Genomic DNA, 13,650 nt, shown 5'->3' on the forward strand with positions numbered 1-13,650 from the left:
CATTTGCAGATACAGTCATTGCTTTTGTTGCCAATGACCTCTAAGGTGGCGCGGTTGGTTAATGCTCCCGTTTCCAATCGGCTATGACTTGGATATGTTCTGGGTGAATACCGCAACAGCCGCCAATGATAGTGGCGCCTAGTTCATGCCATTGCTTTGCGAAAACCAAGTACTCTTCGGCCGATAGTTCTTTGGTTTGATTGAGTGAATCATTGGCTTTGTAGCCTGGTTTGATAGGACCAAAGCTATTGGCGTAAGCACCTATTTCAAGCGGTGTTTCAAGTTTGGTGCTGAGCTCTTTTGCTAGCTTAATCGATTGCCCCATGACTTCTGGGATGGAGCAATTAAACAAAATACCCTCAGCACCTGATGAACAAACTTGTTCCACTGCTTCTGCTACCGATTCGCCGGACCTTAGCAATGCTTTACCATTGGGGCTGTCTTGTAGGGTAAACGCATAGTACTTTTTCTTGGGACTAAAGCTAAGTGCCTGCTGAATGGCGTCGAGTTCATCTAGGCTAGAGATAGTTTCGGCCAACCATAAATCAACGTAAGGTTCTTGAGATTGCACTAGTGTTTCGAGGATGCCTTTGGCTTTGTTTGAGTCAAATAGTTCAGGTCGGTAGCTACCCAGTACTGGAGGGATGGCGCCGGCAACGTTGATAGAGCGGTTAGTGGTTGCTAATTCATTTTTGGCCACCGCGTTTGCAATAATAGCGGCTTGCTGCGCGAGTTCGGCTCCTTTGCTTTGATACAAGGTTTCACCAAGGTGAAAAGGGACACAGGCGTAACTATTTACCGTAATGATTTCGGCTCCGGCATCAATAAAGTTCTGATGGGCTTTTCGCACCAGCGAAGGCGATTCAATTAGAGCCTGCGCACTCCACAGCGGTTGTGAAAAGGGCGCTCCCATTCTTTTTAGCTCGCGGCCCATTCCACCGTCTAAAACCACAAATTGCTTTTTCATTATGTACACCATTACTCACCGGTAATTACTTTGAATATCATGAATGAGTTGAGCTCAAAGTAAATCTTAAAACAGTGAAATTTATTCATATTTGGAAAAATGCTATCGCTGAGCGGTTGTGGTGGTACTTGAGAGTTGCCTGATTGAAAGAGTGCTTATTTTTTCTCAGGTCTTACAGTGCGCAATGCAATGATCCAGCGGGGGAATCCCCTGTGGCAACTTAATCTTTACTTAGGTTTGTATGCCGATTTCCTATAAATGCAGCGGTACCATTTGTCGCCAGTAGCGCCCGCGGTGGGCGCGGCCATCCCATTCAATCATTTGGTGAGATAAGCCTTTGTGATTAAGAATGTGGCTTAAGGCATGATTGTTTTGTAGAAAGGGATCTTGTTTACCAATAATGAACAGCAAATCTGTATTGGCTAGCTCGTTTAGGCGCTGCTGGCAGTGCATGTTCATTAGGTAATGCGTAGGGGTATGAAAGTACACCTTGTCGTTGTAGAAACCGTCGAATAAATCTGAGAACGATTCAACTTGCCAAGTTAGGTCAAAACGCCCAGAAAAGGCGGCAAGTTTGTTAAATAGGTGAGGGTGGCGGAATACAATATTGGCCGCATGAAAAGCACCTAATGAACAACCATGGGAGATGGTGCAGGGATGATCATTCTTTTGCGCCATTAAGGGTAATACTTCGCGCAGTATGTAATCTTCGTATTGCTGGTGGCGTTCTATTCGCCCAGCAGGGTGTGCCCAAAAACAATAAATGCTTTCTATATCAATACTGTCTACACAATATAGCTGCAGTTGCCCAGCGTTGATTTTGTGAGCAATGGAGTTTACTAAGCCCAAGTTTTCGTATTCATAAAAGCGCCCGCCACGAGTAGGAAACACCAGTACTTTAGCGCCAGCGTGCCCAAATACTAGTAACTCCATATCGCGCTGTAAATTAGGGCTCCACCACCGATGATATTCGCGATTCATGTTTATGCGAGCTCTGCGAAGTAGGAGGCTAATTGCTGATTGAGTTGTTGCTGTTGGGTCTGTTTTTCTGGGTAATCAAAGTGTCCAGCGCTAAGCACAAACAGCTGTTTAGGTTGGGGCGCTTGATTGTAAGCGGTGAACTGCCCTGGAGGTGCTACATGAGGATCAAACAAAGCCAGCGCCCAATGACTAGGGCAACGCAGATAGGTAGCGGCAGTAGCAGAGTCAAAATATCTGAGCGTGCTAAGGGCTAGTTTAGGTTGCTGCTGATAGAAGCTAGCCAACGCTGCCCCACTGCCTAATGTGGGCAACTTTAGGCGCAGAGGAACATTGCCAAAAGTAGGGACATGAAAATGTGCCCGCTGGATGCGTGAATCAAAAGCGCTAGCAAAAATACCTAAACCGCCGCCAAAACTACTGCCGATTAAACCTAGTTTGCGGTTAACTTGAGGGAACAAATCCAGTAAGGCACTTACGCCACACCATAAATCTTGCACGCAGCCACCAATAACGTAGCGCTGCTTGTCTTGAATGTTGTGTAACACATGCCACATGGGATTGTCGGATATAGGGGGTTTAGGGCTTAATCCTATTCCGCGAGAGCAGGGCATTAAGACCGCGGTGTTATTGAGGGTAATTGCACAATCAACTTGCTCTATGCCGCCATAGCCATGTGCGCTAATAATGGCGGAATCTACCACTCCGCTGCTGGGTAGCAATAACCACGCTCCACAGCGAAGGTGTTTAGTCGAGTTGTAAAAGCACTTGAAGATACGCCAGTTGTTTACCGTTTTATGGCTATTCTCAATGGAAACGTGGCTCTTTATTTGGAGAGCTTGTTGGTATTTACCTTGCCAAAAGCCCTTAAAACCGCGCGGTTTATCGTTTGGGTGCAGTGCTTTAAGCTGAACGAGCTTGTACCCATAATCAGGTTCAAATTCAAAATTATGCTTAAGTTTACAGGGCATAAAGAGACTACCAATAAGCTAGGTTTATGAAAACTATAGCCCTTTTTTGTTACAGATTTCTAAAGCGAAGCATTTAGCCTGTGAACGATTGATGGTTAAGCAAATGAAAGGCTTAGGTGCATATTCAGGTCAACCTTACAAATCAAAGAGACTATTTGCTTAATCTATAGTGACCCTGGGCCCCATTGCGGTTTAGAATTATTGCTATTGATGCTAGTTATCTAGTGATGATTTCCAATAAAGGATGAAAGTTTTGGTTGAAGATTTTTCTTCTATTTGGCAACGAGCTGCCGAGCGCAAAGGCGGCGATGCCGCCTTACAACACCTACTTACCACCCCATTAAGTCGCGAACATTTAGCCGGCATTAGCGATGACCGTTGGCTATCGGCTTTTACAAAAACTATTTTTCAATCGGGTTTTGTATGGCGGGTAGTAGAAAACAAATGGCCAGACTTTGAACGTGCATTTTTTGATTTTGAACCCGAGAAAATGCTAATGCTGGATGATAGCCATATTGAACGCTTATGTAATGACGCATCGATTATTCGTAATCGGCAAAAAATTATTACCGTGCCACAGAATGCCCAAATGATTTTGGATATGGCTAGCGAACACGGCAGCTTTGCTAAATTTATTGCCCAGTGGCCCACAGACGACATTGTAGGTTTGTGGCTATTTCTCAAAAAACATGGTGCTCGCTTAGGCGGTAACTCTGCGTCTTATGCCTTACGTCGCATGGGTAAAGATACCTTTATTTTGTCTAGTGATGTGGTGGCTTATTTAGTTAACCGTGGCGTGGTGACTAAAGCGCCTACTAGCATTAAAGGTTTGAAAGCGGTGCAGCAAGTGTTTAATAGCTGGCAGCAACAAAGTGGTATGCCTTTAGCTGCCATTAGCCAAACGGTTGCTTACTCTATTGGTGAAAATAACCTTTAGTTACCGCTTTATGGGTTTCGCTGACAAAAATGGCACAAACTAAGCCGAACTACTCCCTGGGTTATGAGTCTACTGTTTTTTAAGCTTAGGTAGGCTAAACAGGGATGAGTATGCGAGGGGGGCCATTTCCAATATGGGCCTTAGTTATTTCGATAAGTGCGCATTGTGGATTGTTTTATTGGCTGCTCGGCGATTTGTACCAGCCACATAAGCCACTAAAGAAAAAGGCTGGTGCTAGCTTAATTCAGGCGAGCTTAGTGCTTGCTCCCATTAAACCGGCGCTTTCACCGGTCCCATTCTCAGAAGTGCCAGAACAACAATCACATAAGCGACAATCACCTAGGCAACTAGCGCTTGAGAACCCGGTAATTCAGCCAGCTGAAACCTTTGAAACAAGCGCCGCACCAGAAAGTAGTCAATCTTTAGCAAGTCGTAAATTATCAAAAAATGGAGTTGCGCTTAGTCACGACCTCACCCAGTTAGACAGTCATAGTAAGCTTACTCAGTCTCATGGGGTAATTGGTGAAAAAACTAATAGTCAGCCGCAGCTAAATGCGAAGGCCAGCAGCAGTGAAACTTTGCAGCAATATGAACAATCTGAGCAACCGGTGGAAGCGCGTTCGGCGGCTTCGTATTTAAAGGTTTATCAACAGAAACAACTACACCAGTTAGCTAAGCAGCAGGCGAGTCGTTATCAGCAACAAAAGCGTACACCGGCAAAACGAAAGTCTCCGCTTGTAAAGCGTGAGCTAACAGAAAATGAGATATTTAAAGCCAACGTGGCGGTAAAAGTTGATTGTAGTCATTCGGCAAAGCAGGCTGTAAGCATTGCTGCCGGTTTATTTGGAGGAACGATTCGTTGTGAATCATCGCCTCAACTCGATGCGTTTTTAGCTGAGCGACGTCGTCAGTTGTTTGCAGACGAAGGGCAGATTGAACCACTACGCTCGGTAGTGGTTGAGTAGTCGCTGAGTCATCAATTAGCTGCGCAGCAAAATCTCTTTAAATGCATGGCTTAAGTCTTTATAGCGAAAATTAAAGCCTTCGTTGCCTAAGCGCTTCGGCAATACTTTTTGCCCACCAGTGATGAGTGTGGCCATATCGCCCAAAGCCGTGTTTAGTAACCAAGCGGGAGTACGTAATACACAAGGTCGCTTGAGTTGTTTAGCTAGCGCGACACTAAACTCGTGATTGCTGACGGGATTGGGAGCGGTAAGATTGTATGCGCCTTGGCATTCTTTATTGTTTAGCAGAAAGATTATGGCATCAACCATGTCGCTAATGTGGATCCAAGACATTTGCTGTTGGCCGCCAGCGATTGGTCCGCCTAAACCTAAACGAAATGCAGGTAACATTTTGGCTAATGCGCCGCCTTCTATGCCGATCACAATGCCGGTTCGTAGCAAACATACTCGCGTATTTTCGCTGGCTGCTTTTAAAGCGGTTTGCTCCCAAGTTTTACACACCGTATGCGGAAACGAATCATCTTCAATAATGCTGGCTTCGTCTACAGCTTGTTGGCCTTGCTCACCGTAATAGCCAATAGCACTGCCGCTAATAAAGGTATGTGGCGGGTGACTGCTGTTAGCAAACTTTTCACTAAGCTGCTCGGTCAGCTGCCAACGGCTATCACAAATACGTTTTTTTTGAGGCTCGCTCCAGCGTTTATTGGCAATGGGCTCACCTGCTAGGTTAATCACCGCATCGTACTCATCAAGGTTATCTAAGGCATCAAGTGAAGGAATAGCCAATAGATTGTGGCCAAGCTTTTGATAAGCCTTGATGGGGTTACGTGACAACACTGTGAGTTCGTGACTAAATTGTAAGTGTTTGACTAGGCGACTACCGATAAACCCGGTTCCGCCTGTGAGTAAAATTTTCATTAGGGTACGCAGTCCTTGTTAGGGCAAGTCGTGTTACTCTTTGATTTAGTTAACAATAGCAGAGTTTTTAAGGATGGGAAGCTAGATGGCAACTGTTTTGATCACTGGCGTAGGGCGGCGTTTAGGCTTTTTTCTTGCGCATCAGTTTCTTGGCTTAGGTTATCAGGTTATTGGTCAATATCGCAGTGAGAGGCCAGAGTTAGCTGAATTACGCAATAAAGGTGTGCGGCTTATTCAGGCTGATTTTAGCCAGCGAACGCAATTGCTTGATTTTATTGACGCAGTTAAACAACAGTGTGATTGCTTAGAGGTGTTAATTCACAATGCTTCTTTGTTTATTAAAGATGACCCTTGCCACAGTGCCTTAGAACAGGCTGAGTTTTTTGACGCGATGTATGCGGTTCATATGCTAGCGCCAACCTTGATTAACGAAGCGCTTTATCCAGCGTTAAAACAGGCCAAGGGTAATGTGGTAGCAATGACAGATATTTATGCCGAGCAACCCCATAAGGCGTTTCGTTCTTATTGTGCGTCTAAAGCGGGCTTGGCTAATTTGGTAAAATCTTATGCCAGCCATTGGGCTCCAGAGGTGAGAGTGAATGCGATTGAGCCGGGCCCGATGTTATTTTTAGATGAACATGATCAACAGCATCGAGACAAGGTGCTGGCTCAAACACCGTTAGCCAAAGAAGGCGGTTTAGCCCCGGTGTGGCAAACCATAGAACTGCTCATCAAGAATGACTATTTAACGGGTTGTTCAATTAAAGTTGATGGTGGTAGGTCTCTCACCCAGTGGTAAAACAAGCCCGTTAGTGAGCTTGATAGTTAGGCTTAAGCTATCGGGTAGGGTATTGGGCGCGCTAGCAAATAGTTGCTGTTGTAGCGTTACTAAAAATGCATCTACAGGGGTATTACTTAAGGCCGCAAGGTTATGGCAAGGGCCAAATAAATCGATGTCTAAACTACGGTCTTTGCTGCTTGATAAAGGGTCATTGCGATTTCTGCCGTGCCTAGCCTCTAATTGATTAAAAAACTGTTTTAATTGGGCAGCTGATTGCTCTGACTGAAACCAAGCCAGTGCATTAACAAACTTATTGGGTGTATCTAGTTCCATGGGCGTGGTTTCAATAAACGCGCTAAAGGTCATTATTTGTAGGCGTTCGCCTAATTCTTGCACTGCTTTAGGCAAGTGAATTAATGGCTCGATATTGCTTCCAAGACTACAAAGATAATACATCTGCCACTCGCTCCTCGTTATTGAGTTTTATTTAGCCTTTTCGCCAAGGCATATGCAAGCTAAACTGCTGAGCATAATCAGTTATTTCTAGGAGTGAATGGTGAATCAACCCACCTCGATACGCCATAGCTTGGTCACGGCTGCTGCTTTAGTGGTTTTATTGGCGGGGTTAAAAGCCGCCACCCCAGTGCTTATTCCATTTTTGTTGTCGATGTTTATCGCCATTATCGCTAGCCCCATTGTTAGCTTTTTAACCCGCTTACGTATTCCTCGGGTTTTATCGGTATTGTTAGTTCTGCTATTTATCGTGTGTTTAATTGTATTGTTAGCAGGTGTTGTAGGGAGTTCAGTTAACGATTTTCGGGCTTCTATTCCCATTTATCGTGAACAATTATTAGTGCAGGTCGCTGGGCTAGGAGAGTTTGCTGCTAAATTCGATATTGATTTGTCGATGAATATTGTCACCGATTACTTCGACCCTGGCATTGTATTGGGGTTGTTTGCTAATACGTTAACCGGTTTAAGTGGTGCCGCCGCCAACATCTTTATTATTTTGCTAGTGACTATTTTTATGTTGCTCGAGGCAGACACCATGCCACAGCGCATGCACGACGCCATTCATAATCCCGGCGTACGCATGTCTCAAGTGAATAAGTTTCTAAAATCGGTTAATAGCTATATTGCGGTGAAAACCATGATTAGTTTGCTTACCGCTGTTCCTATCACCATTGTGTTGAGCTTATTGGATTTAGACTATGCCATTTTATGGGGTATTTTAGCGTTTTTGCTTAATTACATACCTAATGTGGGCTCGTTAATTGCGGCGGTTCCACCGGTATTACTGGCCTTGTTACAACTTGGTGCGAGCCAATCACTAGCGGTGGCCGGTTTGTACGTTAGCGTTAATTTGGTGATGGGGAATATTGTAGAACCGCGCATCATGGGTAAAGGTTTAGGTCTGTCGTCGTTAGTGGTGGTGTTATCATTGATTTTTTGGGGCTGGCTATTTGGCAGTGTTGGCATGTTGTTGTCGGTACCTCTTACCATGATCATTAAAATTGGTTTGGAGTCGAGCAATAGCGGCCATTGGTTCTCACGTATTCTTAGCCATCCCGATGACTTAAAACCGAAAGAGAGTGAACAAATAGATGAAGCTTGATCTTCCCCGGCTTGAGCAGCAAGCCCTAAGAGTTATTCATGGGCGCGGGCACTGTATTGAAGGCGCCGAGTCTTTTAACATTGAGTGGTTGCCACCCATTATGTTGATAGTGGCTTATGCCCCCTTAAGTGCAGATTTAACTCAGCAATTGCTTGAGCAGCTAAAAGCAGAGCCCTTGGTGGAAGGGGTTTTCTTGCAACAGCGAGACCAGCCGATGGCGCCGGTTAAGCATTTGTGGGGCAGTGAACAAACCCCGGCAACGGTTAATGAGCATGGTTTAGCCTATAAAGTTGAAGTTGGTACACATCAAAACTTTGGCTTGTTTCTAGATATGGCCAAAGGGCGCGAGTGGGTAAAGCAGCATAGCGAAGCTAAAAATGTGCTTAATCTGTTCTCTTACACTTGCGGTTTTGCGGTTGCTGCTATTGCTGGTGGAGCAAATGCGGTGGTTAATATTGATATGAGCAAAGCCGCGCTAAGCGTGGGTCGGGATAACCTGCGACTTAATCAGCTAGACGATAAGAAAGCCCGTTTTTTTGGCCACGACTTATTTAAGTCTTGGGGAAAACTTCGCAAACATGGGCCTTATGACTTAGTGATTGCCGATCCTCCATCAATGCAAAAAGGCAGTTTTTTAGTGGAGAAAGATTACCCTAGAATTATTCGCCAATTGCCCAGTTTACTCAGCGGAAACGGGATCGCCATGCTGTGCTTAAATGCACCTTGGTTAAGTTGTCAGTTTTTATTAGATGCGGTTGCTAGTGAAGCGCCACAATTACGTTTAATAGAGACTTTAGACCGCCCGGAAACTGTGTTGGAACATAGTCCAGATGATGGCTTAAAAGTACTCATTTTTGAGAATAGCCCCGTTTAAACAACTGTAAAGCTCACACTTTTCATTTTCTATCGGCCTTAAACATAAGCCTTAACAAGGCTCTGCTAAGCTTGTATTAACCCTTAAGGTAAAGGGTTAATACAAGGAGCTAGTATGGGCTTTCGTTTCTCTCACCTCTTTTCCTCTCTCATTAAAAGTCTTCGCGATATATCACCGATAGTGGTGGTGATTTTGTTTTTCCAGCTCTTTGTTTTAGATAGTCCACTACCCAATGTATTAGAGATTCTGTCGGGTACTGCGATGGTGGTGCTGGGCTTAAGCTTTTTTGTGATGGGTTTGGAATTGGGCCTCTTTCCAATAGGTGAAAATTTAGCGCATGCCTTTGCTAATAAAGGCAGCTTAAGCGCGCTGCTGGCGTTTGCATTTTGCTTGGGCTTTGGCACCACGATTGCCGAACCCGCCTTGGTGGCGGTTGCTAAAGAAGCAGCAGACGTTGCGGCGCAGGCTAGGCATATTGATAACAACGCCGACAGCATGGCGGAATACGCGGCAGGGCTGCGTTTAAGTGTGGCTTTTGCTGTAGGGCTGGCGATTGTGATTGGGGTGATCCGCATTATTAAAGGCTGGCCACTGTACCTAATCATTATTGGCGGCTATGTACTGATTGTTATTCTTACACTGTTTGCGCCGCAAGAAATCATAGGTATAGCCTATGACTCTGGTGGAGTGACTACCTCCACAATCACGGTTCCTCTGGTTACTGCTTTAGGTGTGGGTTTAGCCTCATCAATAAAGGGGCGTAACCCCTTGCTTGATGGCTTTGGCTTAATTGCTTTGGCATCCCTTACGCCAATGATGTTTGTGATGTTATATGGGATCTTCTATTGATGACGAGTTGGTTAGTTTTTTTTGAAACATTATTTGGCACGCTTGGTGATATCTTTCCCATCGTGGTGACCATTCTAGTGTTTCAATACTTGGTGATTAAGCGCCCCTTACATCAACCCAAGCAGCTGTTGTTGGGAACCGTTTTTGTCATTTTAGGCATGGTGTTGTTTTTGCTGGGCTTGGAGCAAGCGCTGTTTCCATTGGGTGAGTCTATGGCCAAGCAACTCACCAGTGCTGAATTTTTGGGTATTGAACAGCCAGAAAACTACCAAGTCTCTGAACATTGGATGGCTTATGCTTGGATTTACTTATTTTCGGCGGCCATTGGTTTTAGTACTACTATTGCCGAGCCTTCTTTACTGGCGGTGGCGATTAAGGCCAATGCGGTGTCTGGCGGGGCCGTTTCGGTTGGCGGCTTACGTATCTCGGTAGCGTTTGGGGTGGCCTTTGGTTTGGCTTTAGGCTCTTATCGAATTGTGGTGGGGGATCCGCTGCATTACTACATTATTGCCGGCTACGTGCTGGTGGTGATTCAAACACTGTTCTCGCCCAAAGCCATTGTGCCTTTGGCCTACGACAGCGGCGGGGTGACTACCTCCACTGTTACTGTTCCCTTAGTCACCGCGTTAGGCTTAGGGTTGGCTGAAGCCGTACCTGGTCGAAGTCCACTGTTAGACGGTTTCGGTTTAATCGCTTTTGCTAGCTTATTTCCAATTATTTCTGTTTTGGCTTATGCCCAAATCACTCACTATTTAGCTCGTTCTACTTTGTCAGGAGATGAAGATGAAATTTAAACTCATTTTGGCCTTTGTTGACGACCAAAAAACTGCCTTGGTATTAGATTCGGCACGTGCGGCCGGTGCTACTGGAGCAACCGTAATAAACAACGCGCGAGGCGAGGGGGTTCATCGTAAAAAAACTTTCTTTGGTTTGAATCTAGAAGCGCAGCGCGATGTATTGTTGTTTGTGGTTGAAAGCCACTTGGCCAAGCCCATTTTGAATACGATCAGTGCTGTGGCCGAGTTTGATCAAGAAGAAGGACAAGGTATCGCTGTTTTGCTTGATGTAGAGGAAGCTGTTGGAGTTGCCCATCAAATACAAGCTTTAACCCACAAAGTCCCTATAGATGAAGAATAAACGACATAAGTGTGAATAAATAACAGCCTATAGTTCATTATTTGTTACCACCTGTGTATAACTTTGGTCTTTCAACTTTCTTATCCACACATTCTGTGGATTAAAGTGTGCATGAAACGGATGTTTTTAGCTAAGGTGCTGTTTTAAATAGTATTTTAATACTGTTCAAAAAAGAAGCGCTGTTTTTAAGGGCTTAAAAAACTTGTTGCAATTCAAGTTTTACTTGGCGTTGTTTATGACAAAAGTGGCTCAGCTGGAGCACAATATTTTAAACTTACCTTTATTGTTGATCATCGGTAGTTGGCTTTAAAAAGGAAGTTAGCCCTTTTATCTACGCTTTGATCTGTTAGTTCCTTCTAGTGATAAATCTGAAAATAATTCTTAAGTTATGCAATCAAATGCTCGTTTGGTTCGTTACTGCTATGCAATATCTATTAAATTACGTTAAAAAGGGAATGATGATGGAGCAAAAGCAGTTTGATACAGCGGCACTTTGGTTACGCTTAGGTCTTGGTTTAGTGTTTATAATTGGCGGAACCTCTAAGTTGAGTTTGTTACTCGATCCCTCTAGCCAAGCTGCGATGGTAGCCAACTACATGGGGACCACAGGTTACATCAATGAGTTGTTTCAGGATTATTTGTTTTCTGCTGGATGGTTAACACCATGGTCTTTTTTAACCGCCTTATCTGCGTTTGAGCTGTTCTCGGGGTTAGCATTATGCGCCGGATTTTTAGTTCGCCCATTAGCCTTGTTTTATGCTTTTTTGTTGTGGACTTTTGTGGTGTCACTGCCTGTAGACACTGTGCCTGGCGCGTCTGTTGGGGTGAGTACTTATACTTCTCCCGCCATTTTTGTGCAGATTAGGGATATCACCTTATCGGGAATGATGTTTGTATTGTTCAATCTTGGTTCTGGGCTATATAGCGTAGACAAACGCTTATCAAGCCAAGAGCATTATGTAGATTGGCAAACTTTAGGTCTACTGCTTCGTTTTTCTTTAGGAATGACCTTTATTGTGGCAGGCTTTTTTGCTGGTTATGCCAAGATCCCCAGTTTTGCTACTCATCAGGTTATTTTACTTACCTTGGGCTTAGTATTGATTTTCGCTCAAGGAAAAACACTCAAAGTGGGGGCGTTGCTTTGTGCGCTGGTGATGCTGTGGTTTATGTTACAGAAGTTTTCTATAGATAAATCCTTTATTAAAAATCTTAACGGATTTAAGCGCGAGTTTGCTTTGTTAGCCGCTGGCGCGGTAATCGCTCTGTTAGGTGGTGGTGAGCGATTTAGTTTAGCCGATTTAGCTCAACGAACTAAAAGCTACTATTTGTTTCGTCGAGCTACGAGTAAGTGAGTGGGGACTCGGCGTTAAAGCGCCGAGTTTGTTTCTGCTACAAAGGAATGTCTGCTTAACAAGCAGCAGGATGTGATGTTTAAAATTTTTAGACGCCCGACAAAACCAGTTTTTTCAGACGAGCTACTTAATCAGCTTTATCGCTATGCCTTGTCGTTATGCAATAACGACCAACAAGCTTATGATTTACTGCAAAGCTGCTGTGAAAAGGTACTGCAGCAGGCTAGGTTACCAGAGCCATTAAAGCCCTATATGATGCGGGTGATTCGTAATGAATTTATCGATCAATATCGTCGGCGAAAGTTAGAACTGGTTGCCGATGATGCCCTGCAGGCCGAATTAGTTAAGCCTGAAGACCATTGGCAGGATATGGAGTCTTTGGTGATTGACCAGCAGCACGTTGCGCTGTTAATGCAAAAACTCTCGGCTGACGATGCTGAGTTGTTGTACTTATGGGCGGTAGAGGGTTTTAGTATGCAAGAAATCTCAGATGCTAGTGGCGTTGCAAGAGGAACGTTGTTATCTCGGGTTTCTCGTTTAAAGAAGCGTTTGAACGATGAGTTTAGCCATTTGGTTGAGGAGGTATCTTAAATGAGTGTGGAACCTAAAACCGGAAACTTTAAAGCTCAAATTAGTGCTTACTTTAAACAGCAAACACTCTCAGCTGCTCAGCTTAAACATTTACAAGCCTTAGAGGGAAAGCCTAAGTCTACAACTTGGTTATTGGCTAGCGCCGCCTCATGCTTATTGGCCGCTACCGTTTATATATATATGTTTACTGGAATTAATTACTCGGCCATTTCTAAGGAGATTGCTTATAACCATAACAGCCAAATGCAAATGGAAGTGGTGTCTTCGTCTATCGATGACATTCAGCAGCACCTCAATCGTTTGGATTTCAATTTGATTGATTCCAGCCAGTTGGACCAACAACAATGGGAGTTATTAGGTGGTCGCTATTGCAGTATTGGTGGGCGTATTGCGGCTCAGTTGAAAGTGAGAAACCGCCAAAGCCAACAGGTACATACTTTTTACCAAGCTAAATTACCGGACGAGTGGCTAAATATAACTCAGCAAAAAGAGCTCAATGTTGATGGCGTTACGGTAAAGGTGTGGCAGGAAAAAGGCTTGCTAATTGGTTTAGCTAAATAACCCTAAACTTGTTAATTACTGTATCGCATGACCCGTCCTAAAATAGGTTGACGGTTTTTAGGCCAGCTCCAGTAGCTGGCCTTTTCTATTATGCACCTGATTGGGCGTTTCCATATTTAAACTCAGGTGCGGTCTCATCGTGTTGTATATCGCT

At 44.4% G+C, this 13,650-nt stretch carries 16 protein-coding genes; 11 read left to right on the forward strand and 5 right to left on the reverse strand.

Annotation, left to right across the window (positions count from 1 at the left end; translation table 11 throughout):
• Positions 1-58 precede the first annotated feature (58 nt).
• From FFR00_RS18980 to FFR00_RS18990, 3 genes are all read right to left on the reverse strand, one after another.
• On the reverse strand, positions 59-967 hold the full coding sequence (locus FFR00_RS18980; protein ID WP_137674992.1) for a homocysteine S-methyltransferase family protein: 909 nt from the start codon (positions 965-967) through the stop codon (positions 59-61).
• A gap of 252 nt (positions 968-1,219) precedes the next feature.
• Positions 1,220-1,948, reverse strand: a complete 729-nt coding sequence (locus tag FFR00_RS18985; protein ID WP_137674993.1) for an esterase family protein — start codon at positions 1,946-1,948, stop codon at positions 1,220-1,222.
• A gap of 2 nt (positions 1,949-1,950) precedes the next feature.
• Complete coding sequence (locus tag FFR00_RS18990) at positions 1,951-2,916, reverse strand: acetylxylan esterase (protein ID WP_137674994.1); 966 nt, start codon at positions 2,914-2,916, stop codon at positions 1,951-1,953.
• A 244-nt stretch (positions 2,917-3,160) separates the two neighbouring features.
• On the opposite strand from FFR00_RS18990, the gene FFR00_RS18995 reads away from it, so the two are divergent.
• Positions 3,161-3,853 (forward strand): DNA-3-methyladenine glycosylase I, encoded by a 693-nt coding sequence (locus FFR00_RS18995; protein ID WP_137674995.1) that lies wholly within the window; start codon positions 3,161-3,163, stop codon positions 3,851-3,853.
• Positions 3,854-3,957: 104 nt separating this feature from the next.
• A complete protein-coding gene (locus tag FFR00_RS19000; protein WP_137674996.1) occupies positions 3,958-4,818 on the forward strand; it encodes a hypothetical protein in 861 nt (286 codons plus the stop codon).
• Positions 4,819-4,833: 15 nt separating this feature from the next.
• Here the strand turns inward: FFR00_RS19000 and FFR00_RS19005 are convergent, their stop codons facing one another.
• Positions 4,834-5,736 carry a TIGR01777 family oxidoreductase gene (locus FFR00_RS19005; RefSeq protein WP_137674997.1) on the reverse strand — a complete coding sequence of 301 codons (903 nt, stop codon included), beginning with the start codon at positions 5,734-5,736 and terminating at the stop codon, positions 4,834-4,836.
• Between the two features lie 85 nt (positions 5,737-5,821).
• On the opposite strand from FFR00_RS19005, the gene FFR00_RS19010 reads away from it, so the two are divergent.
• Complete coding sequence (locus FFR00_RS19010; RefSeq protein ID WP_137674998.1) at positions 5,822-6,535, forward strand: SDR family oxidoreductase; 714 nt, start codon at positions 5,822-5,824, stop codon at positions 6,533-6,535.
• Here FFR00_RS19010 and FFR00_RS19015 read toward each other — a convergent pair.
• Positions 6,494-6,973, reverse strand: a complete 480-nt coding sequence (locus FFR00_RS19015) for a 2-amino-4-hydroxy-6-hydroxymethyldihydropteridine diphosphokinase (protein WP_137674999.1) — start codon at positions 6,971-6,973, stop codon at positions 6,494-6,496. The genes FFR00_RS19010 and FFR00_RS19015 overlap by 42 nt on opposite strands.
• A gap of 97 nt (positions 6,974-7,070) precedes the next feature.
• On the opposite strand from FFR00_RS19015, the gene FFR00_RS19020 reads away from it, so the two are divergent.
• The 8 genes from FFR00_RS19020 (at position 7,071) to FFR00_RS19055 (ending at position 13,496) form a co-directional block, all read left to right on the forward strand.
• Positions 7,071-8,132: an AI-2E family transporter gene (locus tag FFR00_RS19020; protein WP_235836263.1), complete on the forward strand. Its 1,062-nt coding sequence runs from the start codon at positions 7,071-7,073 to the stop codon at positions 8,130-8,132.
• Positions 8,122-9,006 carry a class I SAM-dependent methyltransferase gene (locus FFR00_RS19025; RefSeq protein WP_137675000.1) on the forward strand — a complete coding sequence of 295 codons (885 nt, stop codon included), beginning with the start codon at positions 8,122-8,124 and terminating at the stop codon, positions 9,004-9,006. Before FFR00_RS19020 ends, FFR00_RS19025 begins: the two co-directional genes overlap by 11 nt.
• 114 nt (positions 9,007-9,120) lie before the next feature.
• Positions 9,121-9,855 (forward strand): DUF1538 domain-containing protein, encoded by a 735-nt coding sequence (locus tag FFR00_RS19030; RefSeq protein WP_137675001.1) that lies wholly within the window; start codon positions 9,121-9,123, stop codon positions 9,853-9,855.
• Positions 9,855-10,649, forward strand: a complete 795-nt coding sequence (locus FFR00_RS19035; RefSeq protein WP_137675002.1) for a DUF1538 domain-containing protein — start codon at positions 9,855-9,857, stop codon at positions 10,647-10,649. Before FFR00_RS19030 ends, FFR00_RS19035 begins: the two co-directional genes overlap by 1 nt.
• Positions 10,639-10,992 carry a P-II family nitrogen regulator gene (locus FFR00_RS19040; protein WP_137675003.1) on the forward strand — a complete coding sequence of 118 codons (354 nt, stop codon included), beginning with the start codon at positions 10,639-10,641 and terminating at the stop codon, positions 10,990-10,992. The genes FFR00_RS19035 and FFR00_RS19040 overlap by 11 nt, the downstream gene beginning before the upstream one ends.
• A 422-nt stretch (positions 10,993-11,414) precedes the next feature.
• On the forward strand, positions 11,415-12,344 hold the full coding sequence (locus tag FFR00_RS19045) for a DoxX family protein (RefSeq protein ID WP_235836264.1): 930 nt from the start codon (positions 11,415-11,417) through the stop codon (positions 12,342-12,344).
• 75 nt (positions 12,345-12,419) lie between these two features.
• A complete protein-coding gene (locus tag FFR00_RS19050; protein WP_137675007.1) occupies positions 12,420-12,935 on the forward strand; it encodes an RNA polymerase sigma factor in 516 nt (171 codons plus the stop codon).
• Positions 12,936-13,496: a hypothetical protein gene (locus FFR00_RS19055; RefSeq protein ID WP_137675004.1), complete on the forward strand. Its 561-nt coding sequence runs from the start codon at positions 12,936-12,938 to the stop codon at positions 13,494-13,496. It begins immediately after the preceding gene.
• Positions 13,497-13,650: the final 154 nt, after the last annotated feature.

Origin of the sequence: Agarivorans sp. Toyoura001, assembly GCF_005405585.1 — a bacterium.
GTDB lineage: Bacteria > Pseudomonadota > Gammaproteobacteria > Enterobacterales > Celerinatantimonadaceae > Agarivorans.

What these genes read in the sequence shown, in the direction of transcription:
- FFR00_RS18980 (WP_137674992.1), bottom strand. Translation starts at nt 967, where the DNA reads ATGAAAAAGCAATTTGTGGTTTTAGACGGTGGAATGGGCCGCGAGCTA.
- FFR00_RS18985 (WP_137674993.1), bottom strand. Translation starts at nt 1,948, where the DNA reads ATGAATCGCGAATATCATCGGTGGTGGAGCCCTAATTTACAGCGCGAT.
- FFR00_RS18990 (WP_137674994.1), bottom strand. Translation starts at nt 2,916, where the DNA reads ATGCCCTGTAAACTTAAGCATAATTTTGAATTTGAACCTGATTATGGG.
- FFR00_RS18995 (WP_137674995.1), top strand. Translation starts at nt 3,161, where the DNA reads ATGAAAGTTTTGGTTGAAGATTTTTCTTCTATTTGGCAACGAGCTGCC.
- FFR00_RS19000 (WP_137674996.1), top strand. Translation starts at nt 3,958, where the DNA reads ATGAGTATGCGAGGGGGGCCATTTCCAATATGGGCCTTAGTTATTTCG.
- FFR00_RS19005 (WP_137674997.1), bottom strand. Translation starts at nt 5,736, where the DNA reads ATGAAAATTTTACTCACAGGCGGAACCGGGTTTATCGGTAGTCGCCTA.
- FFR00_RS19010 (WP_137674998.1), top strand. Translation starts at nt 5,822, where the DNA reads ATGGCAACTGTTTTGATCACTGGCGTAGGGCGGCGTTTAGGCTTTTTT.
- FFR00_RS19015 (WP_137674999.1), bottom strand. Translation starts at nt 6,973, where the DNA reads ATGTATTATCTTTGTAGTCTTGGAAGCAATATCGAGCCATTAATTCAC.
- FFR00_RS19020 (WP_235836263.1), top strand. Translation starts at nt 7,071, where the DNA reads ATGGTGAATCAACCCACCTCGATACGCCATAGCTTGGTCACGGCTGCT.
- FFR00_RS19025 (WP_137675000.1), top strand. Translation starts at nt 8,122, where the DNA reads ATGAAGCTTGATCTTCCCCGGCTTGAGCAGCAAGCCCTAAGAGTTATT.
- FFR00_RS19030 (WP_137675001.1), top strand. Translation starts at nt 9,121, where the DNA reads ATGGGCTTTCGTTTCTCTCACCTCTTTTCCTCTCTCATTAAAAGTCTT.
- FFR00_RS19035 (WP_137675002.1), top strand. Translation starts at nt 9,855, where the DNA reads ATGACGAGTTGGTTAGTTTTTTTTGAAACATTATTTGGCACGCTTGGT.
- FFR00_RS19040 (WP_137675003.1), top strand. Translation starts at nt 10,639, where the DNA reads ATGAAATTTAAACTCATTTTGGCCTTTGTTGACGACCAAAAAACTGCC.
- FFR00_RS19045 (WP_235836264.1), top strand. Translation starts at nt 11,415, where the DNA reads ATGCAATATCTATTAAATTACGTTAAAAAGGGAATGATGATGGAGCAA.
- FFR00_RS19050 (WP_137675007.1), top strand. Translation starts at nt 12,420, where the DNA reads ATGTTTAAAATTTTTAGACGCCCGACAAAACCAGTTTTTTCAGACGAG.
- FFR00_RS19055 (WP_137675004.1), top strand. Translation starts at nt 12,936, where the DNA reads ATGAGTGTGGAACCTAAAACCGGAAACTTTAAAGCTCAAATTAGTGCT.